Source organism: Streptomyces tauricus (genome assembly GCF_014650955.1).
GTDB lineage: Bacteria > Actinomycetota > Actinomycetes > Streptomycetales > Streptomycetaceae > Streptomyces > Streptomyces tauricus.
This window is the reverse complement of record NZ_BMVY01000036.1, coordinates 1-23376: the sequence shown is the minus strand read 5'-3', so window position 1 is coordinate 23376 and position 23376 is coordinate 1. Positions and strand designations below refer to the sequence as shown.

Here is a 23376-nt window from a genome sequence, read left to right as displayed (position 1 = left end):
AAGAACACTGGAAGGCAGGTGGCGGCAGTGCCCAGGACGACGGACGGGGACGGCACGCCCGTTCCGAGGCGGCTGCTGGCCGCCGCCACCCGGCTCTTCGCCGAGCGCGGCTACGACCGCACCTCGGTCCAGGAGATCGTCGAGGCGGCCGGTGTCACCAAGGGTGCGCTGTACCACTACTTCGGCTCGAAGGACGATCTGCTCCACGAGGTGTACGCGCGGGTGCTGCGGGTCCAGCAGGAGCGGCTCGACTCCTTCGCGGACGCCGACGCGCCGGTGGAGGAGCGGCTGCGGGGGGCCGCCGCCGACGTCGTCGTCACGACGATCGACAACCTCGACGACGCGTCGATCTTCTTCCGCTCGATGCACCACCTGAGTCCGGAGAAGAACAAGCAGGTGCGGGCCGAGCGGCGGCGGTACCACGAGCGGTTCCGCGCGCTGATCGAGGAGGGCCAGGAGGCGGGGGTCTTCTCGAAGAAGACCCCCGCGGACCTCGTCGTCGACTACCACTTCGGGTCCGTGCACCACCTGTCCACGTGGTACCGGCCCGACGGCCCGCTCAGCCAGCAGGAGGTCGCCGACCACCTCGCCGACCTCCTGCTGCGGGCGCTGCGGCCGTAGGCCGCGCCGTCACCGGCACGGGGGCCGGTAGGCCAGGTCGCCGAAGTACTCGGCCCACTGGGCGGAGGTGATCGTGGGACGGTCGGTCCGGCACACGCGGTCCGCGACGCGTTCCGGGGCCGTCCGGCCACAGCCGGGCGGTGCGGGCCGCGCTCCCGCTGGCCGGCGTCCGGCCGCCCGGACCGAACGTCACCGTGTTCACATGGTCCCCGTGTCCGCTGACGGTGCCCAGTTCGCGGGTCCTGCGCGGGTCGGCGATGTCCCATGGACGGGCGGTGCGGTCCCAGCTGCCGGTGGCCAGTGTCCGCCCGTCCGGGCTCGGCGCCGGCCCGCACACGGCGTCCCTGTGCCCGCCGAGGGTGGCCAGTTCGCGGGGCCTGCGCGGGTCGGTGACGTTCCACAGCCGGGCGGGGCGGTCGTCGCCCGCCGTGGCCAGGAGACGTCCGCCGGGACCGAAGGCCACGAGGCCGTGACGCCCGCGAGCCCGCCCAGCCGCACCGAACACTCCCTCCAGCGGCCGCGGACCCGGCGTGCACACCACCACCGTCGCGCCGTCCCGCAGCCGGGGCACGACCTGTCGCAGGCGCACGGTCGCCCAGCGTTTTTCACGGGTTGTTTGCACGACACCAGTACCGCGAAGCCGAACAACGAGCCGCCCGCCCCCGATCGGGGGCCGATGCCGAAAATTGCGCGGTTCCCCGCGCCCCCACATGGGGGCGCGGGGAACCGCGCAATCAGGAGTTCGGCGGGATCAGACGTACTTCTTCAGCTCGTGCCGCGCCAGCGACCGCTGATGCACCTCGTCCGGCCCGTCGGCCAGCTTCAGCGTGCGCGCACCCGCCCACAGCTCGGCCAGCGGGAAGTCCTGACTCACACCCCCCGCACCGTGCAGCTGGATCGCCTTGTCGATGATGTCGACGACCGTACGAGGCGTGGCGATCTTGATCGCCTGGATCTCCGTGTGCGCCCCCTTGTTGCCCACCGTGTCCATCATCCAGGCGGTCTTCAGCACCAGCAGCCGAAGCTGCTCGACGGCGACCCGCGCGTCCGCGATCCAGTTGTGGACGACCCCCTGCTGGGCCAGCGACTTGCCGAACGCCTCACGCGAGACCGCCCGCCGGCACATCAGCTCGATCGCCCGCTCGGCCATGCCGATCAGCCGCATGCAGTGGTGGATGCGGCCGGGGCCGAGCCGCGCCTGCGCGATGGCGAAGCCGCCGCCCTCCTCGCCGATGAGGTTGGCGACCGGCACCCGCGCCCCGTGGAAGACGACCTCCGCGTGGCCGCCGTGGGAGTGGTCCTCGTAGCCGTACACCTGCATCGCGCGCTTGACCTCGACGCCCGGGGTGTCGCGCGGCACCAGGATCATCGACTGCTGACGGCGGATGTCGGAGCCGCCGGGGTCCGTCTTGCCCATCACGATGAAGATCTTGCAGTCGGGGTTCATCGCCCCGGAGATGTACCACTTGCGGCCGGTGACGACGTACTCGTCGGTGCCGTCCGCCCCGCCGGAGGTCCGCTCGATCAGCGTGGTGATGTTCGTGGCGTCGGAGGAGGCCACCTCCGGCTCGGTCATCGCGAACGCCGACCGGATCTCACCGGCGAGCAGCGGCTCCAGCCACTGCTTGCGCTGCTGCTCGTCGCCGAACTGGCTGAGCACCTCCATGTTGCCGGTGTCGGGCGCCGCGCAGTTCAGCGCGGTGGGCGCCAACTGCGGGGACCGGCCGGTGATCTCGGCGAGCGGCGCGTACTGCAGGTTCGTCAGCCCGGCCCCGTACTCGGAGTCCGGCAGGAAGAGGTTCCACAGCCCCTGGCGGCGGGCCTCGGCCTTCAACTCCTCGACCACGGCCGGGGTGTCCCACGGCGAGTCCAGCCGCTGCCGCTGCTCGTGCGCGACGGCCTCGGCCGGATAGACGTACTCGTCCATGAAGGCGAGCAGCTTGGCGCGCAGTTCCTCGGTGCGTGCGTCGAACGCGAAGTCCATGATGCGGTCAGCCTTCCTGAAGGGTGGTCAGGCCGTGCTCGATGAACACGGGCACCAGGTCGCCGATACGGTCGAAGCCCGCGCCGACGGTCTGGCCGAGCGTGTAGCGGTAGTGGATGCCCTCCAGGATCACGGCGAGCTTGAACCACGCGAACGCCGTGTACCAGGCGACGGCGGACACGTCACGCCCCGACCGCGCGGCGTACCGCTCGATCAGCTCGGCCGGTGACGGGTGTCCGGCGGCCGTCGCGGTCGTGGAGACGGGGGAGTCGGGCAGCCCCAGCGGCATGCTGTACATGACCAGCAGGCCCAGGTCGGTGAGCGGGTCGCCCAGCGTGGACATCTCCCAGTCGAGGATCGCCCTGATCCGGTCGTCCTCGCCGATCAGCACGTTGTCGAGGCGGTAGTCGCCGTGCACGACCGTGGCGGTGGGGGAGTGCGGCAGCTCGCGCCCGAGCGCGGCGTGCAACTCGTCGATGCCGGCCAGCTCGCGGTTGCGGGAGGCGTCCAACTGTTTGCCCCAGCGCCGCAGTTGACGGTCGAGGAAGCCCTCGGGCCGGCCGAAGTCGGCGAGGCCCACCTCGGCGGGGTCCACGGCGTGCAGTTCGACCAGGGTGTCGACGAGACCGAGCACCGCGCCACGGGTGCGCTCCGGGCCGAGCGGAGCGAGTTGCTCGGCGGTCCGGTAGGGCGTGCCCTCGACGAAGTCCATGACGTAGAAGGGCGCGCCCAGCACGTCCACGTCCTCGCACAGCAGCAGCGTCCGCGGCACGGGTACGGCGGTCGGGTGCAGCGCGCTGATCACCCGGTGCTCGCGCTTCATGTCGTGCGCGGTGGCCAGGACGTGCCCGAGCGGCGGCCTGCGGACGACCCACTTCGAGGTGCCGTCCGTCACCGCGTACGTGAGGTTCGACCGTCCGCCCTCGATCAGCCGGCCGGTCAGCGGGCCGTCGACCAGCCCGGGCCGCTCGCTGTCGAGCAGGCCGCGCAGCCGGTCGAGATCGAGACCTGGCGGGTGGTCTGGACTCATCGTGTTTCCTCCGTAGGCGGGGATCAGGGCTCCCCCACATGATGCCGACCGGTCGGTATGCCGTCCAGTGGGCAAACGAAACGTGACCGGCGTCTCGGCCACGCAGGACCACGGAAAACCCCCGGGCCGTCACCTGCGGCTCGGGGGCTCCGGAACCTCGGTGGGGCCTGTCGTGCCGGGCCCCGTGCTGCCTGATGCTTCGCCCCGGCGCCCTTCGTGGCGGGCGTGGTGGTGACCGGCATGAACGTAGTCGACGTGGTCGCCGTGCGGCACCTCGGCGAGTCCGCCGGCCGACTCCGCATGCTCAGAAGACCAGCGCCGCCGCGCAGACGGCCAACGCGATCGTGCACAGGGCGGCGGTGCTCGCGTGCCTCGGCGTGAACGCCTGCGGGGGCACGCTCCCGGACAGGGCGCGGATCCGCCGGTGTGCCACGGCGAGGAACCCCAGCCACAGCCCGCAGCACAGCGCGCACACCACCAGCGCGGTCACGCCGGGTCCCTCGCGCAGCGCCGACTTCCCCGCGAGTACGGCGGCCACGGTCGCCGCCAGGGTCGTACGCCGCCAGGCGAGCCGGGTGCGCTCCGGCTGCAGTCCCGGGTCGCGTACCGTCACGACTCCCACCCGGCCAGCACGACCACCACCATGGCGAGGGCGACCAGGGCCACACCGATGCTCAGCAGCGCCGGGAAACGGGACACCGGCAGGTCCTCGCCCCTGCGCATCGCGCGCTCGCAGCGGACCCAGTGGTTCACCGACCGCAGCGCGCACAGCACTCCCGCGGCCAGCAGCCCGAGCGCCAGCCCGGCCCGCCACTCCCACCGCAGGTCCGGCAGGAACTGGTCCACGGCGAAACCGCCGCCGATCAGGGCGAGGGAGGTCCGCAGCCACGCCAGAAACGTCCGCTCGTTCGCCAACGAGAACCGGTAGTCGGGGGTGACCCCTTCTTCCTCGATCCGCGCAGGCGCGAACCACAACCGGACGTTCCGCACAAACTCGATCACCCCACCGACACTACCGGCCCCCCTCACTCCCCAGCCGCACACCTACAGGTGCGTACCTGTAGGGGCGCGGGGAACGGCGCAGGCTTGTCGCTTTTCAGGGGCGCGGGGAACGGCGCAGTCCTTGGTCTGTCAGGGGCGCGGGGAACGGCGCAATCTTCGTTTCGGGGGGCCTCACCCCGCCCCCCGAAACGCCCGCAGCCGCGAATACGCCGCCACCCCGTCCGGCACCCACTCCCACTCGTCCAACCGCTCCACCACCTCCGCCTCCGGCAGGAACGCGTACCAGTCGACCTCCTCCACCTGCGGAGAAACCGCCACCTCGCACCGCACCTCGTACACCGCCGACCACCAGCTCAGCCCGGCCCCGTCCTCGTACAGGAACTTGAACAGGAAGGACGGCCGGGCCAGCCCGGACACCCCCAGTTCCTCCTCGGCCTCCCGCAACGCCGCCTCGTCGTAGCTCTCGCCCGCGCCCACGACCCCGCCGACGAACATGTCGTACAGCGACGGGAACACGAGCTTGGTGGACGTGCGCCGGTGCACGAACAGGCGCCCCTCCGCGTCTCTGACCTGGATGAACGCGCATCGGTGCCGCAGCCCGCGCGCGTACACGTCCCCGCGCCTGGCCTGGCCGATCACCTCGTCGTGCTCGTCGACGACGTCGAGAATCTCGTCAGCGGAACTCATCCGCCCATCAAAGCAGCCCGCCGGCAGCCCACCCCAGCCGAACGGCAGCCCGCCACCAGCCCGTCCGGCCCCGCGGGAGGCCGAGGTCAACGCGGTTGCAGGTCCCGCAGCCGTTCCTTGAGCGCCACCCCGTTCGGCATCGCGGGATGCAGCCCCAGCAGGACGACGCCCACCACGATCCCGGCGAGTCCGGCGGCCTCCCAGGCCATCGCCCCGGTGTCGGCCCGCAACCGGTCCCCGAGGAAACCCACCCCGCACACGATCCCGGCGAGCGGCTGCGCGGCGGTGAGCGCGGGCAGCGACATCCGCAGGGGCGCCGTCTCGAAGGCGCTCTGGACGAGCACGAGCCCGGTGATCCCGAGGGCGACGACGGCGTACAGCTGCCAGCCGGTGACCAGCGCCATCCAGCCGCCGTCGGAGAAGCGCTGTCCGCTCACCCGCGTGAGCGCGTCCTGCACCCCGTACAGCAGACCGGCCGCCACCCCGAGCGCCGGCCCCGAACTCAGCCGGGACCGCTTGGCGTACCCGGTGAGCAGCAGCGCGAGGCCCACCATCGCCCCGATGATCAGCCAGTGCCGTACCGGATCGGAGATCGCGTCGCCGCCCTCCGGCTGCCCGGCCACGATGAAGGCCGTCACCCCGCCCGCGAGGAGCAGCAGCCCGCCCCAGCCCTGCCGGCCGAGCGGCTGGCGGGTCTGGCGCCGGGAGAGTACGAGGGCGAAGAGCAGATTGGTCGCGAGGAGCGGTTCGACGAGGGACAGCTCGCCGTGCGCCAGCGCGATCGCGCCGAGCACCATGCCCACGACCATGAACCCGATGCCGCCCAGCCAGCGCGGCACCTTCACGAGGTCGAGGAGCAGTCGGGGGGAGAGGAAGTCACCCAGCGGGGCATGGGCCGCCGCGTTCTGCTGGAGGACGAAACCGACGCCCAGACAACAGGCCGCGCCGACGGCGAGGAGGAGAACCAGAACCGACACGCTGCGTACCTCAAGACTTCGGACGGTGACGGGGCGAGGTGTGGTTGCGATCGACTGTAGCCCGAGTGCCCATGACCCGGCAGTTGACTGGGTCACTCCGTTGCCCAAGGATCTGACCGACGGTAACGACCGGTCGGTAACAAGGCCCAGGAGGACCTGCTCATGGCGTACGACGCAGATGTGATCGTGATCGGAGCGGGGCTCGCCGGGCTCGCGGCGACCGCGGAACTCGTCGACGCGGGGCGCAAGGTGATCCTTCTCGACCAGGAGCCGGAGCAATCGATCGGCGGCCAGGCGCACTGGTCGTTCGGCGGCCTCTTCTTCGTGGACTCGCCCGAACAGCGCCGGATGCGTATCAAGGACGGCCGCGCGCTGGCCCTCCAGGACTGGCTGGGCACCGCGGCCTTCGACCGCCCGGAGGACCACTGGCCCCGCAAGTGGGCCGAGGCGTACGTCGACTTCGCGGCCGGTGAGAAGCGCAGCTGGCTGCACAAGCAGGGCATGCGCTGGTTCCCGGTGGTCAGCTGGGCCGAGCGCGGCGGCTACGACGCGAACGGCCACGGCAACTCCGTGCCGCGTTTCCACATCACCTGGGGTACGGGCCCCGGTGTCGTCGCCCCCTTCGAGCGGCGGGTCCGCGAGGGCGTGGCGCGAGGCCTCGTACAGCTGAAGTTCCGCCACCGCGTGACGGGTCTGTCGCGCAGCGCGGGCGCGGTCGACACGGTGAGCGGCGAGGTCCTGGAGCCGTCGGGCGTCGAGCGCGGCCGGGCCAGCGGCCGTACGGTCACCGGCGCCTTCGAGCTGCGCGCCCAGGCGGTGATCGTCACTTCGGGCGGCATCGGCGGCAACCACGAACTCGTCCGCGCCAACTGGCCCGCGCGCCTCGGCGCCCCGCCCGAGCGGATGATCTCCGGTGTGCCCGCGCACGTGGACGGCCGGATGCTCGGTGTCGCGGAGGCCGCGGGCGCGCACTTCATCAACCGCGACCGCATGTGGCACTACACCGAGGGCATCCAGAACTGGAACCCCGTCTGGGACAAGCACGGCATCCGTATCCTCCCCGGCCCGTCCTCGCTCTGGCTGGACGCCCGCGGCAACCGGCTGCCCGTCCCGCTGTTCCCGGGCTTCGACACGCTCGGCACGCTGGAGCACATCATGGGCACGGGGTACGACTACACGTGGTTCGTGCTCGACCAGAAGATCATCGGCAAGGAGTTCGCGCTCTCCGGCTCCGAGCAGAACCCCGACTTCACCGGCAAGTCCGTCAAGGGCGTCTTCCAGCGGGCCCGGGCCGAAGTGCCGGGTCCCGTACAGGCGTTCATGGACAAGGGCGCCGACTTCGTCGTCGAGAAGGACCTCGGCGCGCTCGTCCGCGGGATGAACGCGCTCACCAAGGAGCCGCTCATCGACGAGGCGGAACTGCGCCGCGTGATCACCGCGCGCGACCGCGAGATCGCCAACCCCTTCACCAAGGACCTCCAGGTGATGGCCGTGCGTGGCTCCCGCGCCTACCTCGGCGACCGGCTGACCCGTACGGCGACCCCGCACCGCATCCTCGACCCCAAGGCCGGCCCGCTCGTCGCCGTCCGCCTCAACATCCTCACTCGCAAGACCCTCGGCGGCCTGGAGACCGACCTCTCGTCGCAGGTGCTGACCGAGGGCGGCGACCCGCTGTCCGGGGTGTACGCGGCGGGGGAGGCGGCCGGATTCGGGGGCGGCGGAGTGCATGGATACCGGGCCCTCGAAGGGACGTTCCTGGGCGGCTGCCTGTTCTCCGGCCGCACGGCCGGGCGGGCCGCGGCGAAGGCCGTGGACTGAGGGTGAGGTCCAGTCGATGAGGCTCAACTCACGCTGTGGGGAGCTGTGTTGACGCGTGTCAGTCGTCAGTGGGCCTTGACGTGAACCCGTAACGAAGGGTTGTCTGTGCGTGACCGGCCGCTGACGGAACCAGTCGACGGTGAATGTCAACCGGTCACACAAAACCGACACTGAACATCCGTCATATCCGCGTCCGCGTCATGCGAGGGAGTTCCGCGGTGTCCCCACCTCCGCCGCCCCTCGGCCGCGCCCGCAAGCGCGCGGTCCAGCCCTTCGACGCCGCACTCGACGACACCGAACTCGTCGCCGCCCGGGCCGCGTTGGCCCAGGGGCGGTGGACCGCCGTACGCGCCCTGCTGGCCGCGACCGGTGACGACTGGGACCGCCGGGGCCACCGCGTCACGACCCTCGCCCAGGAGAGCGGCACGCTCGCCTGGGCCCGCGACTGGCAGCTCGCCGAACCGGAGTCGGCGGACGCCGCCGTGCTGCTCGCCGTCGCCACCGTCCAACGCGCCCTGCACGGCAAGGAGAAGCCGACCAGGGCGCGGGAGGCGTGCCGTACCGCGGCCGAGGCGCTGCCCGCCGACCCCACGCCCTGGCTCGGACTGCTGATGCTGGAGCGCGTCCTCGGCGCCGACCAGGACGTGGTGCAGCTCTTCGACGAGGTCCGCCACCGCTACCCCGACCACCACCACGCCCACCATCTGATGGTGGCCCGGCTCGCCGAGCGGCGACCCGAGTCCGGGCAGGACCCGCTGCACGAGGTCTACGACTTCGCGACCTGGTCGGCGGAACAGGCACCCGCCGACTCGCCGCTCGCGATCCTGCCCGTCGTCGCGCACGCCGAGCGCTATCGCGTCCTGGCCACGGCCGGCGGTGAACCGCCCGACCCGGTGGCCTCCGGGCACTGGGTGGGACGCCGGGCCCGCCAGGTGATGAAGTCGGCCTTCGACTGGTGGCTGGAATGGGAGCGCGACGACCATCCGCGCAGCCGCCTCGACCTCAACTTCCTCGTCCACGCCAAGTACTGCGAGGGCCGGGGCGCCGAGGCCGCCGCCCTGTTCCACCGCATCGGACCGCACGCGACCGCGGTGCCCTGGTCGTACCCCGACCGGGACCCGCACCAGGCCTTCCGTGCCGCACGCGACAGCGTGCTCGGCACGGTCTGAACGACACCCCCGCCCGCCACAGCCCGCCGGCCGAACGCCGGCGACCTGCCAGCAGAGAGGACGACCCCGCCATGACGACGGGCAGTTCACACACCACGAGTGCGTCGAGCGCGAGCGCGGGCCCGAGTACGGGCGCGGGCGGACCGGCCGCCGCCGGCAGTGGCATCAGCACCTTCAAGGGCCAGGACCGGGCCCTGCGGTCCGATCGGCTCGGTACGGGGGGCCTGCTGCTCTCCGTCCTCGCGGCGACCGCCCCTCTCATGGTGGTCGCGGGTGTCATGCCCACGACATTCGCGGTGATGGGCATCGTCGGACAGCCGCTGCTCTTCGTCCTGCTCGGCGTCGTGCTCGTCCTCTTCAGCGTCGGCTACGCCGAGATGAGCCGCCACGTCCACAACGCGGGCGCCTTCTACGCGTACATCTCCCGAGGGCTCGGCGGCCTGGCCGGCTCGGGCGCCGCGGCGGTCGCGCTCGTCGCCTACAACGCGCTCCAGGTCGGCATCTACGGCATCTTCGGCTTCGAGGTGTCCGGCCTCTTCGCCACCTACCTCGACATCGAACTCGCTTGGTGGATACCGGCGTTGGTGGCCGCCCTCCTCGTCGGCGCCCTCGGCTGGCTGAAGATCGACGTCAACGCGCGTGTGCTCGGGGTGCTGCTGCTCATCGAGGTCGCCCTCGTCGTGATCTTCGACATCGCGGCCGTCGCCGACCCCGCCAGGGAAGGCCTCTCCCTGCACGCCTTCAACCCGGACACCCTCACCGGAGTGGGCCTCGGCACCGCCCTGTGCTTCTGCATCGCCGCGTTCCTCGGCTTCGAACAGGCCCCCGTGTACGCGGAGGAGACCAGCCGCCCGCACATCCTGGTCCCGCGCGTGATGTTCCTCGCCATCGGCTTCGTCGCCGTGTTCTTCGCGCTCAGCTCCTGGGCGCTGACCGTCGCCGCGGGCCCCTCCGGGATCGTGGGCGCCTCCCAGAAGCAGAGCGCGGGCCTGCTGTTCTTCCTCACCGAGTCACGGCTCGGCGGCACGTTCACCGATGTACTCCATGTGCTGTTCGTGACCGGCATGTTCGCCGCGATGCTCAGCTTCCACAACGTCGTCGCCCGGTACGCCTTCGCCATGGGCCGCGAAGGACTGCTGCCCGCCGCCTTCGGCCGGACCACGGGCACGAGCGGCGCCCCCGGCACGGGCTCACTGCTCCAGTCGGCCGTCGCCGTGGTCGTCGTCGTGGCGTTCGCCGTCGCCGACGACAAGCCGGTCGGCGACCCGACCGCGCCCGTACTGCATCTCTTCACCTGGATGGGCAACGTCGGCGCGCTCGGCGTCATCGTGCTGATGGCCGCGGCCTCGCTGTCCGTGGTGGTGTTCTTCGTCCGCCGGGGTGCCGCGAGCGCCCAGGCCCGGCGGCTGGCCTGCTCGGTGATCGCGGGGCTCGCGCTCCTCGTCATCGCCGTCTACACGATCAAGGACTTCGACGTCCTGGTGGGCGCGGGACCCGGCTCCTCGCTGAGCTGGCTGCTGCCCGGCATCATCGTGCTGGCCGCCGCCGCGGGCGTCGCTCAGGGCCTGTTCCTGCGCGCCCGCAAGCCCGCTGCCTACGCCGGCATCGGGCTCGGCAACGAGGCGTTCCAGCTGGACAAGGCGGCGGGGTCCGACTCCTGACCCCCCGGGCTCCCGGGCTGACCTCCCGCTCCTGACTCGCGGCTTGACTCCCGGCTCCTGACCTCGGCTCCTGAGAAACGCGTAAGAAGTCATTACGGAACGCTGACGAGCACCCTTGGACCCTGGCTTCGGAGGGCCCGGGGGTGCTCGAATCAGTGTGTGAACCCAGAACCTTCGCCAGCGGCCGCGGGCGACCCCGAAGCGGGCGGCGCCCCGGTCGGGCGACGGCTCATGCTCGGGATGCTCGGACTCGGCGCCCTCGGCGTGGCTACCGCGCCCACCCTCCAGCGCGGCCTCGAATCCTTCCTCGGCAGTGCCGCCGACAAGGACCCCACCGGTCTGACCGGCCTGCTCCCCAACGGCGGCGGCTTCCGCTACTACTCGGTCACCTCCTCCGTCCCGCACAAGGACGAGGACTCCTACCGTCTGAAGATCGACGGCCTGGTCGACCACCCCGGCACGTACACCCTGGCCGACCTGCGCGCCCTGCCGCAGACGCGGATGGTCCGGGACGTCCAGTGCGTCACCGGCTGGCGGGTGCCCGACACCCCCTTCGAAGGGGTACGCCTGTCCCGGCTGCTGGACGCCGCGGGGGTGCGCCCTTCGGCCGGGGCGGTCCGCTTCACCTGCTTCGACGGGGCGTACTCGGAGAGCCTGACCCTGGACCAGGCCCGCCGCGCCGACGTCCTGGTCGCGCTGCGTATGCAGGACAAGGACATCAACCACGCCCACGGCGGCCCCGTCCGCCTCTACGTGGCCCCCATGTACTTCTACAAGTCGGCGAAGTGGCTCTCCGGCATCACCGTCACCTCGGACGTCCGCCCCGGCTACTGGGAAGAGCGGGGCTACGACGTGGACGCCTGGGTCGGCCGGTCGAACGGACGTGACGATGAGACCACCTGAGACCGACGCCTCGAAGACACCGGACGCCGCACCGGAAGCCGGGGAGCGCCTCGCGGGTGCGCTGCGGGTCCGCCGCTTCACGCCCGCCGAACGCTGGGTCCACCGGACCACGGCGATCCTGATGGGTGTGTGCGTACTGACCGCGGGCTGCCTCTACCTGCCGCAGCTCGCCGAACTCGTCGGCCGCCGCGAGCTGGTCGTGCGGGTGCACGAGTGGTCCGGGCTGCTGCTTCCCGTGCCCGTCCTCGCCGGGCTCGCCTCACGCGCCTTCCGCGCGGACCTGCGGCTCCTCAACCGCTTCGGGCCGCACGACCGGGTCTGGCTGCGGTCCGCGCTGCGCCGGGACGCCCGGCCCGAGTCCCGGCCGGCCGGGAAGTTCAACGCCGGACAGAAGACGTACGCGGCGTGGATCGCCGGAGCCGTCCTGGTCATGGTCGCCACGGGGCTGCTGATGTGGTTCACGCACCTCGCCCCGCTGGTCTGGCGCACGAGTGCGACCTTCGTCCACGACTGGCTCGCGCTGACCATCGGACTCGTCCTCGCGGGACACATCGGGATGGCCCTCGCCCGCCCGGAGTCCCGGCGAGGACTGCGGACGGGCTCGGTCAGCCGGGAGTGGGCCGAGCGGGAACATCCGCTCTGGCGGCCGTAGAGACCGTAGTGAGGCCGTAGCGAGGGGGCCCCGGCCCCGGCTTCTAGACCAGGGCCGCCGCGAGGAGTTCGGCGGCGTCGGCGACGAGTTCGTCGTCCTTGGGGGCGTCGGGGTCGGGCTTGGTGGACAGCACGGCCAGTACGACGGGTGTGCCGTCCGGCGTCCACGCGATGCCCACGTCGTTGCTGGTGCCGTACTTGCCCGTGCCCGTCTTGTCGCCGAGCGCCCAGTCGGTGGGCAGGCCCGCGCGGAAACGGTTCGTGCTGGTGGTGTTGGCCAGCAGCCACTCGGTCAGCTGCCGCCTGTCCCGGGGCACGAGGGCGTCACCGAGGGCGAGCCTCGCGTACGTCCGTCCGACGGCGGCCGGGCTGGTGAGGTCCGTCGTACGCCACGGCTCGGCACTGTTCAGCTCGGGCTCCCACCGGTCGAGGCGGGTCGTGGGGTCCCCGATCGAGCGGCAGAAGCGGGTGATGGTGGTCGGGCCGCCCAGTTCGCGCAGGAGCAGGTTCGCCGCTGCGTTGTCGCTGTGGGCGATGGCCGCGTGGCACAGGGCGGCGACGGTCATGCCGTTGGCGAGGTTCTCCGGGCGGCCCGTGACGGGAGAGCCGTCGGCCCTTTCGAGGTCCTGCTCGGTGTACCGGATCAGCAGGCCCAGGTACTCGCCGTGCCGGTCGAGGTCGCGCAGGACGGCCGCGGCCGCGAGGGTCTTGAAGACCGAGCACATCGGGAAGGTCTCGTCCGCGCGGTACCGCACGGTGGTGCCGGTGGCGGTGTTGCGGGCATAGACGCCGAGGCGGGCGTGGTGGGCGTGCTCCAGCTCGGCGAGCGCCTTGACGATGTCGTGGTCCGCCGTGTTCGCCGGGTCCGACGGGTTCGCCTTCGGCTTCGCCGCCGCGTGGGCCGACGGGGCCGCGCCGGTGATCAGCGCGGCGCCTGCGCCCAGGGTCAGTGCGGTGGCTGTTCGGCGGGTGGGGTGGGGTGAGCTGTCCACGGTGGCTCTCTCTTCCGCTGAGGGCGGTGATCACTTGCGTGGGAGGAGACTTCTGTGGGGCGCGTGTGGTTCCTGGTGCGGGGGGATGTGGCTGGTTGTGGGGGGTGGCCGCGCGGCTCCCGGCGCCTTTGGAGACACAGGCCTGCGCCGTTCCCCGCGCCCCTGAAAGCGACAAGACTGCGCCGTTCCCCGCGCCCCCAAGAGCAAAGGACTGCGCCGTTCCCCGCGCCCCCAAGAGCAAAAGATTGCGCCGTTCCCCGCGCCCCCAGAAGTCGGTCCCCGCGCTCCTGGAGGGGGCGGCCCTAGTGGGGGGTGAAGTCCAGGAGTATTTTGCAGGACTTTGTTCTGTCTGCGGCCAGGGTGAAGGCGGATTCGGCTTCTGCGAGGGGGATCGTCGCGCTGATCAGTTGGTCGAAGTGGGGCGCGGTGGCCAGGAGTTGGAGTGCGTCGTCGAACTCCTCGTCGAAGCGGAAGGCTCCCCGGAGGTCGATCTCCCGGCTGACCACCAGGTTGCCGGGGAAGGCGCTCTGCCCGGGAGGCAGCATGCCGAGCTGGACCACGACCCCGCCGCGCCGCACGAGACGCAGGCAGGTGTCCAGGCCGGCCGCGACCCCGGACGCCTCGACCGCCGCGTCCACCTCGGACGGCCGGCCGGAGGAGGACGGCTCGTCCGCGCGTACGGTCGAGTCGGCGCCCGCGGCCACCGCGTACTCCAGTGCCCGCGGCAGCAGGTCCGTCGCCGTCACGTGCGCGGCCCCCGCCGCCTTCGCCGCCGCGACGACCAGACAGCCGATGGGGCCGGCACCGGTCACCAGGACGTGCTTCCCGCGTACGTCGCCGGCCCGGCGCACCGCGTGCAGGGCGACGGACAGCGGTTCGGCCAGCGCGGCCCGTCGCAGGGGGAGGTTCGGCGGCAGTGGTCTCAACTGGGCTGCGGGCACGACGACTTGGGTCGCGAAGCCGCCCTGTACGTGTGGGGTGCGGGCCGCGCTGCCGAGGTAGCGGGTGTCCCGGCACACGTTCCGGCGGCCGGCCGTGCACTCCGGGCACGCCCCGCACGGGGTGGCTGGGTGCACCGCGACTTCCGTACCCGGGGCGGGAGTTCCGTCGGCATCGGCATCGGCGCCGGCTCCGTACGCCAGGACCGTGCCCACGATCTCGTGGCCGAGGATCATCGGCTCGCGGAGCGTGAAGTCACCCACTCCGCCGTGGCGCCAGTAGTGGAGATCGGAACCGCACACCCCGCCGTAGCGCACGGCGACGAGTGCCTCGCCGGGGCCGGGGGAGGGGGTGGGGAGTTCGTCCACCCGGAGGTCGCCCCGGCCGTGGATCACGCAACCGAGCATGGACATGGGGACGGTCCCTTCTCGCGGCACTCAGAGGACGCTGGTCATGCCGCCGTCGACGTACAGCACCTGGCCGCTGACGAAGTCCGCCGCCGGAGAGGCGAGGAACAGCACACCGCCGACCAGGTCCTCCGTACGCCCCCAGCGGCCCGCCGGGGTCCGGCGGCGGACCCACGCGCTGAACTCCGGGTCGTCGACGAGGGGTTGGGTCAGTTCGGTCTCGATGTAGCCGGGGCCGAGCCCGTTCACCTGCACCCCGCGCGGGCCCCAGTCGGCGCAACATGCCCTTGGTGAGCATCTTCAGCGCGCCCTTGGTGGCCGCGTACGGGGCGATGCCGGGCCGTGCCACCTCGCTCTGCAGGGAGCAGATGTTGACGATCTTGCCGTGGCCGCGCGCGGTCATCCCCCGGGCGGCCTCGCGGCCCACCAGGAACGCGCTGGTCAGGTTGGTGTCGAGGATGCGGTGCCAGTCGGTGTCGGCGAACTCCAGGAGCGGGGCCCGCAGTTGCATTCCGGCGTTGTTGACGAGGATGTCCAGCGGGCCCACCCGCTCCTCGACGTCCGCGATCCCGGCGGCCACCGAGGGGCCGTCGGTCACGTCGAAGGCGACCGTGTGGATCTCGCCGGGCAGCCGCGCCGCGGCCTCGGCGAGCCGGTCCGGATCGCGGCCGTTCAGCACGACCGTGCAGCCGGCCTCCGCCAGGCCCCGGGCCAGCGCGAGGCCGATGCCCCGGCTGGACCCGGTGACCAGCGCCGTACGGCCGCCGATGTCGAAGAGGGGGTGGGCCATCGCCGTACCTTCCCGGCCTTTCTGACCTGGATCCGGAGTGGGAGCTGGATCCGGAGCTAGATCACAAGTGACAGCAGCAGCACCAGGCCTCCGGCGACCACCGAGATGATGGTCTCCATGACCGACCAGGTCTTGATGGTCTGGCCGACGCTCAGTCCGAAGTACTCCTTGACCAGCCAGAACCCGGCGTCGTTCACATGGCTGAAGAACAGCGAGCCGGCGCCGATCGCGAGGACCAGCAGCGCGGTGTGCGTGGTCGACATGTCGGCCGCGAGCGGGGCCACCAGACCGGCCGCCGAGATGGTGGCGACGGTCGCGGAACCGGTCGCGAGCCGGATCGCCACCGCGATCAGCCAGGCCAGCAGCAGCGCGGGGATCGACCAGTCCTTGGAGATGTCCAGGATCATCTGGCCCACCCCGCAGTCGATCAGCGTCTGCTTGAAGCCGCCGCCCGCGCCGACGATCAGCAGGATGCCCGCGATGGGGGCGAGCGACTTCTCGACGGTCGAGGACATCCGGCCCTTGGTGAACCCGGCCGCCCGGCCGAGCGTGAACATGGCGACGAGCACGGCCGCGAGCAGCGCGATCAGCGGTGAGCCGATCACGTCGAAGACACGCTGGACCATGTGCGTCGGGTCGTCGACGACGATGTCCACCAGCGCCTTGGCCAGCATCAGCACCACCGGCAGCATCACGGTGGCGATGGTGACGCCGAACCCGGGGCGCTTCTCCAGGTCCTCGGAGGCGCGCTGGGGGATCATCTTCTCCGGCGCCGGGACGTCCACCCAGCGGGCCGCGTACTTCGAGAAGAGCGGCCCCGCGATGATCACGGTCGGGATGGCGACGAGGATGCCGAGGGCGAGGGTGACACCGAGGTTCGCCTTGACCGCGTCGATCGCGACCAGCGGGCCGGGGTGCGGCGGGATCAGCCCGTGCATCACGGACAGGCCCGCGAGCGCCGGGATGCCGATGCGCATCAGCGAGTAGTTGCCGCGCTTGGCCACCATCAGGACGACCGGGATGAGCAGCACGATGCCGACCTCGAAGAAGAGCGGCAGCCCGATCACCGAGGCGATCAGCACCATCGCCCAGGGCATCGAGCGGCCACCCGCCTTGGCGAGGATCGTGTCGACGATCTGGTCGGCGCCGCCGGAGTCCGCGAGCAGCTTGCCGAGGATCGCGCCGAGCGCGATCAGCACACCCACGCCGGCGACGGTCGAGCCGAGACCGGCCGAGAAGCTGGTGATCGCCTTGTCGAGCGGCGCCCCGGCGAACGCGCCGAGCGCCAGCGACCCGATGGTCAGCGCGAGAAAGGCGTGGAGCTTGAACTTGGTGATGAGCAGGACGATGACGGCGATGCCCGCCAGTACGGCTATGCCCAGCTGAGCGTGGCCCGCCGAGGTGATCGGCTCGACGGGATCCGCTGCCAGCATCTCGACGCTGAGTCTGGTCACGGTGCTTTTCCTTGCATGGGGAGGGGGAGAGGGGAGGGCCCTGCGGGGGCGGGGCGAGGCGAGGGCTCTAGCGGGCGAGGCCGTCCAGCGCGGTCACGGCCCGCTCGGTGATCTCTTCGGGGGTGCCGACGACGTCCACGGCGACACCCGTCTCGTCCGCCTGGAGCGGCTGGAGGGTGGCGAACTGGGAGTCGAGGAGCGCCGTGGGCATGAAGTGGCCCTGGCGGTGCGCCATCCGGTCCTCGATGAGCTTGCGGTCACCGGTGAGGTGGACGAAGACGACGTCGGGAGCGGCTGCCCTGAGCCGGTCCCGGTAGGCCCGCTTCAGCGCGGAGCAGCTGACCACGCCGCCGAGTCCGGCCCGCCCGTGGGCCCAGGCGCCGATGGCGTCCAGCCAGGGGCGGCGGTCCTCGTCGGTGAGCGGAGTGCCGGCCGACATCTTGGCGATGTTGGCCTCGGGGTGGAAGTCGTCGGCCTCGGCGTAGGGAACGCCGAGCCGGTCCGCAAGCAGGGGCCCGATGGTGGTCTTGCCCGTGCCTGCCACGCCCATCACCACGACGACGTGGGGGGTAGTCATAGCTGCCTCGCTGTCTTCTTCGACATCGGATGTCGGATGAATGTCGGGTGCCGCATCCGTCACGACACTGAAACCCATAGGTCAGATGAATTCAAGAGTCTGTGACGTATAAGTCTGACTTTTTGTTCGCGCTCTCTTCCTCGTACCCTGAACTCATGAGCACATCGGGCCGGGGGCTGCACGGCCATGTACTGGAACGCCTCGGTCCGTCGATCACCGCGGGCGAGTACCCCCCGGGCAGTGTTCTGCGCACGGACGAGCTGGCGCAGCGTTTCGAGGTGTCACGCTCGGTGATGCGCGAGGCGGTTCGCGTCCTGGAATCGATGCACCTGGTGGAGTCCCGGCGCCGGGTCGGCGTGACCGTCCGTCCCACGAACGAGTGGAACGTCTACGACCCGCAGGTCATCCGGTGGCGACTGGCGGGCGCCGACCGGCCGCGCCAGCTGCGCTCGCTGACCGTGCTGCGGTGTGCCGTGGAACCCGTCGCGGCGGGGCTGGCCGCGAAGCACGCCACGGCCGAGCAGTGCGCCGAGCTGACCGAGTGCGCGCTCGGCATGGTGGCGCACTCACGCGGCCACAAGCTGGAGGGGTACCTCGTCCACGACATCGCGTTCCACCGGATCGTGCTGAACGCCTCCGGCAACGAGATGTTCGCGCGGCTCGGGGATGTGGTCGCCGAGGTGCTGGCCGGGCGTACGCACCATCAGGTGATGTTCGAGGATCCAGATCCCGCGGCGGTCACCCTGCATGTGCAGGTCGCTGAGGCGGTTCGGGCGGGAGACGCGGGGCTTGCCGAGTCTTTGACTCGGGAGGTTGTGCTGGGAGCGCTGCAGGAGTTGGACATTCTCAGCCCGGAGGGCTGACATGTCCCGACTTGCCGTCGGGTGCGGGTACGCCGTGCCCGGGTTGCGCAGTGCCCCGCGCCCCTGAAAGGCGAAAGACAAAAGACTGCGCCGTTCCCCGCGCCCCTTGGGGGCTGCGCCCCCTCAGGGCGGAAGGCTGGGCCGTTCGCCGCGCCCCTTGGGGGTTAAGCAGTGACGTCGCCGTCCGTGTACGTCCACGCGCCGGCCGATCGTTCGAAGTGGCTGTGTTCTTGGAGGAAGCCGCCCTCGTAGGACGCTCGGAATGTCACCGTGCCCGTTGTGTGGAACGGCGTGCCCTCCGTCGTGGCGAGGATCTCCAGGCCCGTCCAGCGCATCGCCGGGTCGAGGTCCAGGCGGGGCGGGCGGGTGCGCGGGTGCCAGGTCCGCAGCAGGTACGCCTCGTCGCCCTTGACGAACGCGCAGTAGCGCGAGCGCATCAGTGCCTCGGCGGTCGGCGCCGAAGCCTCACCCCGATGGAATCGGCCACAGCACGCCTCGTACGTCTCCGCAAGACCGCAAGGGCATGAGGGGTTGCGTGCCGGAGCGGAACGGCGCTGGTTGCGAGACTGCGGGGTGCGTCGGGACATGCGCTCCATTCTGCTGCAACACGGCCTGTGGCGGATCCGTGAAGCAGGCGCCCCGACACGAGTACATCGTGTGCGAGCTGTGCGCAGTGCCCTCCATCGAATCTCCTTCAGGGGTGGCGTGAACACGCCTTGCATACGCAACTACCCACCCACCACGGTGGATTGAGCACTTGAGCATCAGGAGTCACAAGCGTGCTGCTTGACCCCGGACGGCCGTCCGGCCGGGGCACTGACGGGGGACTGATGCGGTGTCGTGGACCGGCGTGCTTTCCGCGCGTCCGGAGACCTCCGCGTGCGCCGGACGCGACCGCCCCCTCTGCCGCCTCTTGGTGCATGTCATCCGGTGCCCGAGATCGGATTAGGAGGGGGAATGCCGATGAACGCGGTGAACACTGCCAGGCCGACGTATCCCGGCGTCTACGTCGAAGAACTTCCCAGCAGCGCACGGACCGTCTCGACCGTCACCACCTCGGTGACCGCCTTCGTGGGGCACACCCGGCGCGGCCCGCTGAACGAGCCGGTGCGCGTCACGAGCTTCACCGAGTTCGAGCGCCGCTTCGGGGGCCTGAGCTCGCGCGGCGCCGTCGGCTACGCGGTGCACCAGTTCTTCGGCAACGGCGGCACGGTCGCCGTGATCGTCCGCGTCGCCAAAGCGAACAGCGGGAAGGCCGCCCGCGTCACCCTGGAGTCCACCGAGGGCCACAGCGAGAGCGCCGTCCTCGACGTACACGCCAAGGAATCCGGTGGATGGGGCAACGGCCTGCGCCTCGCCGTCGACCACGACACGCCCCGCCCCGACGAGACCTTCAACCTGCGGGTGTACGACGCCAGGGGCCGGGCCCGGGAGAGCTTCACCGGGCTGTCGATGGACACCTCGCACGGCCGGTACGCGCCGACCGTGATCAACGGCGGCTCGCGGCTCGTCCGCGTCGAGGCCGTGGGCGAGGGCCGGCCCGACCCGTCCGGCACCGTCTCCAAGCCGTTCGGGCACGAACTGCCCGACCTCGCCGTCGATCTGACCGTGAAGATCGGTGACGTCGAACGCGAGTTCACGCTGTACGACCCCGACTGCGACGGCGAATCCCCTTCCGGGGTGGCCGAGTTGGCGCTGCTGCTCGAACGCAAGCTGCGGGCGCTGCCCGACGCGCCGGGACGGCACGCCTTCGCGGGCGCCGAGGTCACCGCCTTCGGCAGGCGCCTCCAGGTCGTCGCGGGCTCCACCGACCCCGACGACATCGTCCGGTTCGTCGGCGAGTGCGCCAACGACCTGGGTCTCGAGGCCTCCGTCAACCCGCCCGTCTTCCCGCTGGACGGCGGCGAGGACGGCGAGGCCCCCGGCCCGAGCGACCTCATCGGCAGCGAGGCCGGCAAGACCGGTATCCAGGCGCTGCGCGGGGTCGCGGACGTCAACCTGCTCGTCCTGCCGGAACTCGCGGCGTACGAGTCGACCGCCGACGCGGTCACGGTCGTCTCCGCGGCCCAGCGGCTCTGCGAGGAGCGGCGGATCTTCCTGCTCGTCGACGCGCCCGGCACCTGGGGCAGCGTGGACACCGCCCGCGCCGGACTCGCCGCCTTCGACGCCGTCCGCGGCAACCACGCCGGCCTGTACTTCCCGCACCTGCAGCTCACCGACCCGCTCACCGGACGGCTGCGTGCCTTCCCGCCGTCGGGCGCGGTCGCGGGGGTGTACGCCCGCACGGACGCCGAACGCGGTGTGTGGAAGGCGCCGGCCGGCACCGAGGCACGGCTCGCGGGGGTCCACTCGCTCACCGTCGACCTCACCGACCGCGAGAGCGGACTGCTCAACCCGCTCGGCGTCAACTGCCTGCGCACCCTGCCGATGGTGGGCCCGCTCGTGTGGGGGGCGCGCACCCTGGAGGGCTCCGACGCGCTCGACAGCGAGTGGAAGTACGTGCCCGTGCGGCGGCTCGCCCTGCATGTCGAGGAGAGCCTCCAACGCGGCCTGCAGTGGGTCGTGTTCGAGCCCAACGACGAGAACCTGTGGCAGCAGATCCGCCTCGCCGCCTCCTCGTATCTGCACACGCTCTTCCGGCAGGGCGCCTTCAAGGGCGGCACGCCGCGCGAGGCGTACTTCGTCAAGTGCGACCGCGACACCACGACGGACGAGGACGTCGCGAACGGCGTCGTCAACGTCCTGGTCGGTATCGCACCGGTCAGGCCGGCCGAGTTCGTCGTCGTCAGGATCCAGCAGACGTCCGGGCAGTTCGAGCTCTAGGCCGGCAGGGCCCAGACCCTTCGGGCTCCAGGCCCGACGAGGAGAACGTGAAGGAAACCGATGGCTGAGTTCACTGTCAACGCCCAGCGTTTCGACCCCTACAAGAACTTCAAGTTCCTCGTGCTGTGGGACGGTCGGACGGTCGCGGGCATCAGCAAGATCAGTCCACTGAAGCGGACCACCGAGGTCGTCAAGCACCGGCACGGCGGCGACCCCAGCTCGCCGCGCAAGTCGCCCGGCCGCTCCGAGTTCGAGGGCATCACGCTGGAGCGCGGGGTCACCCACGACCCCGAGTTCGACCGCTGGGCCAACAAGGTCTGGCAGGTCGGCGCGGGCCTCGGCTCCGAGGTGTCCCTCGCCGACTTCCGCAAGGACATCGTGATCCAGGTCCTCAACGAGGCCGGGCAGGTGGCCGTCTCGCACAAGCTCTACCGGACCTGGCCCAGCGAGTACCAGGTCCTCGGCGAGCTGGACGCCAACGCCAACGCGGTGGCCATCCAGTCGCTGAAGCTCGAATGCGAGGGCTGGGAGCGGGACTACGAGGTGCCCGAGCCGGAGGAGCCCTCGTTCCTGAACCCCGCCTGACCGGAGCGGGGTTGCACGACGGCCACGACGGCTGGGACAGCAAGGCTGCGGGGGCAGCAGGGGCAGCAAGGGCGGCAGGGGTCAGTACGGCCAGTAAGGAACGGGGGCGGGCATGACGATCACTCGGGCGGCAGAACTCCTCACCACCTGGGAGACCGGGCTGGCCCAGGCCCCGTCCGGCCGCGCCCTCCTGCTGCACCGCGCGGCCCGCCCGGACACCGGGGGCGAGGCCCTGGCCGCGCTGCCGGTGGGCGAGCGGGAGGCGGACCTGTTCGCGCTGCGCCGGACCCTGTTCGGCGAACGGATGCAGGTCCGCCTCGGCTGCTCCGCCTGCGGCGAGGACATGGAATTCGACCTCGACGCCGGGCAGTTGGCCCGGTCGACGGGTACTCCCGCCGCGTCCTCGGTGCGGGTCGCCGAGGACGGCTGGGAGATCGAACTCCGGGTGCCGAGTGCCGCCGACCTGACGGCGGCGGCCCGGCACCCGGAACCCCGCCTGGCCCTGCTGGAACGGTGCGTCGTCTCGGCCGTGCACCACGGAGCGGACGTCCCCGCCGACGCGCTGCCCGAGGCGGTGCGGCGCCGGCTCGCCGAGGCGGCCCAGGAGGCCGACCCGGGCGCGGACCTCACCCTCAACGTCAACTGCCCCGAGTGCGGCGCGGCCACCCGCGCCGGACTCGACATCGCCTCCTACCTGTGGACCGAACTGGACGCCTGGGCGCGCGAGGTGCTCCTCGACGTCCATCTCCTCGCCACCGCCTACGGCTGGAGCGAGCCGGAGATCCTGGCGCTGAGCCCGCTGCGGCGCCGCTACTACCTGGAGCTGTGTGCCGATGTCTGACCCTCTGGGAGGACGCCCCGAGCAGGAGCGGACGCCACGGGCGCCCGACTTCTTCGACCGGCTGCTCGCCCGGCACACCCCGGCCGCCGAGTCGCCCACGGACGTGGTGCGGCTGCGCCCGCGACTGGCCGGCCCCTTCGAACGGGCCGAAGCGGTACGGGCCACCGCGCCCGAGCCGGACACGGCGGGGCCACTGTGGCCGACCGCACCCCAACAGAGTTCGCGGGACACGGACTTGACGGGCGCGACCGTGCGCGAGGTCCAGCTCCGTACGGAGCGCGAGCGGACCGTCGTACGGGCCGGACGGCCGGTGTCCGAAGAGCCGACGCCCCGGCCCGTACCGAGAGACCTGCCCGAGGCGCCGTTGCTGCGGCCCGCCGCCGAGGCGCTCCCGGCACTGCGGCCGGCTCCCGACTCCGTGCGGCGTCCCGCCGGACGCGGTGAGCCGGAGCGGGCCACTTCCCCGAGCGCGGTGTCCGTGCCTCTCCCCTCGGGCACGGCCGCCGCTTCCCCCGCCGCCGGGTCCGCCGCGCCGCGACCCAGCGCCGCGGACACGGCGGCGGCCCGCGACGCCGTACGGCAGACCGTGGGCCGCCGGTCCG

23 protein-coding genes and 1 pseudogene are annotated in these 23376 nt (G+C 71.6%); 11 read left to right on the top strand and 13 right to left on the bottom strand.

The window, feature by feature from the left end:
• Positions 1–27: 27 nt before the first annotated feature.
• Complete coding sequence (locus IE278_RS34855) at positions 28–621, top strand: TetR/AcrR family transcriptional regulator (RefSeq protein WP_189778461.1); 594 nt, start codon at positions 28–30, stop codon at positions 619–621.
• Here the strand turns inward: IE278_RS34855 and IE278_RS34850 are convergent.
• The 7 genes from IE278_RS34850 to IE278_RS34820 form a co-directional block, all read right to left on the bottom strand.
• Positions 560–1333 carry a WD40 repeat domain-containing protein gene (locus IE278_RS34850; protein ID WP_213089762.1) on the bottom strand — a complete coding sequence of 258 codons (774 nt, stop codon included), beginning with the start codon at positions 1331–1333 and terminating at the stop codon, positions 560–562. The two genes, IE278_RS34855 and IE278_RS34850, sit on opposite strands and share 62 nt — an antisense overlap.
• 39 nt (positions 1334–1372) lie before the next feature.
• Positions 1373–2605, bottom strand: a complete 1233-nt coding sequence (locus tag IE278_RS34845; protein WP_189778457.1) for an acyl-CoA dehydrogenase family protein — start codon at positions 2603–2605, stop codon at positions 1373–1375.
• Positions 2606–2612: 7 nt separating this feature from the next.
• On the bottom strand, positions 2613–3635 hold the full coding sequence (locus IE278_RS34840) for a phosphotransferase family protein (protein ID WP_189778455.1): 1023 nt from the start codon (positions 3633–3635) through the stop codon (positions 2613–2615).
• Between the two features lie 304 nt (positions 3636–3939).
• Positions 3940–4248 carry a DUF202 domain-containing protein gene (locus IE278_RS34835; RefSeq protein WP_246571146.1) on the bottom strand — a complete coding sequence of 103 codons (309 nt, stop codon included), beginning with the start codon at positions 4246–4248 and terminating at the stop codon, positions 3940–3942.
• The gene (locus IE278_RS34830) at positions 4245–4637 is read right to left on the bottom strand and encodes a YidH family protein (RefSeq protein WP_189778451.1); all 393 of its coding nucleotides are present in this window, start codon (positions 4635–4637) and stop codon (positions 4245–4247) included. Before IE278_RS34830 ends, IE278_RS34835 begins: the two co-directional genes overlap by 4 nt.
• 171 nt (positions 4638–4808) lie before the next feature.
• Positions 4809–5324 carry an NUDIX domain-containing protein gene (locus IE278_RS34825; protein WP_189778449.1) on the bottom strand — a complete coding sequence of 172 codons (516 nt, stop codon included), beginning with the start codon at positions 5322–5324 and terminating at the stop codon, positions 4809–4811.
• 86 nt (positions 5325–5410) lie between these two features.
• Complete coding sequence (locus tag IE278_RS34820) at positions 5411–6301, bottom strand: DMT family transporter (RefSeq protein ID WP_189778446.1); 891 nt, start codon at positions 6299–6301, stop codon at positions 5411–5413.
• 162 nt (positions 6302–6463) lie between these two features.
• Here IE278_RS34820 and IE278_RS34815 point away from each other — a divergent pair, with 162 nt between their 5' ends.
• The 5 genes from IE278_RS34815 (at position 6464) to IE278_RS34795 (ending at position 12504) form a co-directional block, all read left to right on the top strand.
• Positions 6464–8119 (top strand): FAD-binding dehydrogenase, encoded by a 1656-nt coding sequence (locus tag IE278_RS34815; RefSeq protein WP_189778444.1) that lies wholly within the window; start codon positions 6464–6466, stop codon positions 8117–8119.
• A gap of 218 nt (positions 8120–8337) precedes the next feature.
• Entirely contained in the window at positions 8338–9288 is a 951-nt protein-coding gene (locus tag IE278_RS34810; RefSeq protein ID WP_189778442.1) for a hypothetical protein, read from the top strand.
• A gap of 71 nt (positions 9289–9359) precedes the next feature.
• Complete coding sequence (locus IE278_RS34805; protein ID WP_189778440.1) at positions 9360–10949, top strand: APC family permease; 1590 nt, start codon at positions 9360–9362, stop codon at positions 10947–10949.
• A gap of 231 nt (positions 10950–11180) precedes the next feature.
• A complete protein-coding gene (locus tag IE278_RS34800; RefSeq protein ID WP_189778554.1) occupies positions 11181–11852 on the top strand; it encodes a molybdopterin-dependent oxidoreductase in 672 nt (223 codons plus the stop codon).
• Entirely contained in the window at positions 11839–12504 is a 666-nt protein-coding gene (locus tag IE278_RS34795; RefSeq protein WP_189778438.1) for a cytochrome b/b6 domain-containing protein, read from the top strand. Before IE278_RS34800 ends, IE278_RS34795 begins: the two co-directional genes overlap by 14 nt.
• Positions 12505–12547: 43 nt before the next feature.
• Here IE278_RS34795 and bla read toward each other — a convergent pair whose 3' ends face one another.
• The 5 genes and pseudogenes from bla to IE278_RS34770 all read right to left on the bottom strand — a co-directional run bounded on the left by bla (position 12548) and on the right by IE278_RS34770 (position 17662).
• Positions 12548–13495, bottom strand: coding sequence for a class A beta-lactamase (bla, locus tag IE278_RS34790; protein WP_189778436.1), 948 nt, complete (start codon positions 13493–13495; stop codon positions 12548–12550).
• Positions 13496–13797: 302 nt separating this feature from the next.
• The gene (locus IE278_RS34785; RefSeq protein ID WP_189778552.1) at positions 13798–14841 is read right to left on the bottom strand and encodes an L-idonate 5-dehydrogenase; all 1044 of its coding nucleotides are present in this window, start codon (positions 14839–14841) and stop codon (positions 13798–13800) included.
• Positions 14842–14871: 30 nt separating this feature from the next.
• A pseudogene (locus tag IE278_RS34780) lies at positions 14872–15631 on the bottom strand (SDR family oxidoreductase).
• Between the two features lie 56 nt (positions 15632–15687).
• Positions 15688–17085: a GntT/GntP/DsdX family permease gene (locus IE278_RS34775; RefSeq protein ID WP_189778433.1), complete on the bottom strand. Its 1398-nt coding sequence runs from the start codon at positions 17083–17085 to the stop codon at positions 15688–15690.
• A gap of 67 nt (positions 17086–17152) precedes the next feature.
• The gene (locus tag IE278_RS34770) at positions 17153–17662 is read right to left on the bottom strand and encodes a gluconokinase (protein ID WP_189778431.1); all 510 of its coding nucleotides are present in this window, start codon (positions 17660–17662) and stop codon (positions 17153–17155) included.
• Between the two features lie 155 nt (positions 17663–17817).
• On the opposite strand from IE278_RS34770, the gene IE278_RS34765 reads away from it, so the two are divergent.
• Entirely contained in the window at positions 17818–18525 is a 708-nt protein-coding gene (locus tag IE278_RS34765; RefSeq protein ID WP_189778429.1) for a FadR/GntR family transcriptional regulator, read from the top strand.
• A 164-nt stretch (positions 18526–18689) separates the two neighbouring features.
• Here IE278_RS34765 and IE278_RS34760 read toward each other — a convergent pair whose 3' ends face one another.
• Positions 18690–19112: a YchJ family protein gene (locus IE278_RS34760; RefSeq protein WP_189778427.1), complete on the bottom strand. Its 423-nt coding sequence runs from the start codon at positions 19110–19112 to the stop codon at positions 18690–18692.
• 370 nt (positions 19113–19482) lie between these two features.
• On the opposite strand from IE278_RS34760, the gene IE278_RS34755 reads away from it, so the two are divergent.
• The 4 genes from IE278_RS34755 to IE278_RS34740 all read left to right on the top strand — a co-directional run.
• Positions 19483–21348, top strand: a complete 1866-nt coding sequence (locus IE278_RS34755) for a phage tail sheath family protein (RefSeq protein WP_189778425.1) — start codon at positions 19483–19485, stop codon at positions 21346–21348.
• Positions 21349–21408: 60 nt separating this feature from the next.
• The gene (locus IE278_RS34750) at positions 21409–21933 is read left to right on the top strand and encodes a phage tail protein (protein ID WP_055614510.1); all 525 of its coding nucleotides are present in this window, start codon (positions 21409–21411) and stop codon (positions 21931–21933) included.
• A gap of 112 nt (positions 21934–22045) precedes the next feature.
• Entirely contained in the window at positions 22046–22774 is a 729-nt protein-coding gene (locus IE278_RS34745) for a T4 family baseplate hub assembly chaperone (RefSeq protein WP_189778423.1), read from the top strand.
• The coding region (locus IE278_RS34740) for a hypothetical protein (RefSeq protein ID WP_189778421.1) at positions 22767–23376 on the top strand (610 nt) is incomplete at its 3' end. The genes IE278_RS34745 and IE278_RS34740, both read left to right, overlap by 8 nt.

Bases quoted from the DNA above. Each gene is read 5' to 3' on its own strand.
- IE278_RS34745 (WP_189778423.1), top strand. From the start codon at position 22,046: ATGACGATCACTCGGGCGGCAGAACTCCTCACCACCTGGGAGACCGGG.
- IE278_RS34840 (WP_189778455.1), bottom strand. From the start codon at position 3,635: ATGAGTCCAGACCACCCGCCAGGTCTCGATCTCGACCGGCTGCGCGGC.
- IE278_RS34755 (WP_189778425.1), top strand. From the start codon at position 19,483: ATGCCGATGAACGCGGTGAACACTGCCAGGCCGACGTATCCCGGCGTC.
- IE278_RS34850 (WP_213089762.1), bottom strand. From the start codon at position 1,333: ATGTGGGGGCGCGGGGAACCGCGCAATTTTCGGCATCGGCCCCCGATC.
- IE278_RS34815 (WP_189778444.1), top strand. From the start codon at position 6,464: ATGGCGTACGACGCAGATGTGATCGTGATCGGAGCGGGGCTCGCCGGG.
- IE278_RS34825 (WP_189778449.1), bottom strand. From the start codon at position 5,324: ATGAGTTCCGCTGACGAGATTCTCGACGTCGTCGACGAGCACGACGAG.
- IE278_RS34805 (WP_189778440.1), top strand. From the start codon at position 9,360: ATGACGACGGGCAGTTCACACACCACGAGTGCGTCGAGCGCGAGCGCG.
- IE278_RS34765 (WP_189778429.1), top strand. From the start codon at position 17,818: ATGAGCACATCGGGCCGGGGGCTGCACGGCCATGTACTGGAACGCCTC.
- IE278_RS34795 (WP_189778438.1), top strand. From the start codon at position 11,839: ATGAGACCACCTGAGACCGACGCCTCGAAGACACCGGACGCCGCACCG.
- IE278_RS34785 (WP_189778552.1), bottom strand. From the start codon at position 14,841: ATGCTCGGTTGCGTGATCCACGGCCGGGGCGACCTCCGGGTGGACGAA.
- IE278_RS34750 (WP_055614510.1), top strand. From the start codon at position 21,409: ATGGCTGAGTTCACTGTCAACGCCCAGCGTTTCGACCCCTACAAGAAC.
- IE278_RS34800 (WP_189778554.1), top strand. From the start codon at position 11,181: ATGCTCGGGATGCTCGGACTCGGCGCCCTCGGCGTGGCTACCGCGCCC.
- IE278_RS34760 (WP_189778427.1), bottom strand. From the start codon at position 19,112: ATGTCCCGACGCACCCCGCAGTCTCGCAACCAGCGCCGTTCCGCTCCG.
- IE278_RS34845 (WP_189778457.1), bottom strand. From the start codon at position 2,605: ATGGACTTCGCGTTCGACGCACGCACCGAGGAACTGCGCGCCAAGCTG.
- IE278_RS34770 (WP_189778431.1), bottom strand. From the start codon at position 17,662: ATGACTACCCCCCACGTCGTCGTGGTGATGGGCGTGGCAGGCACGGGC.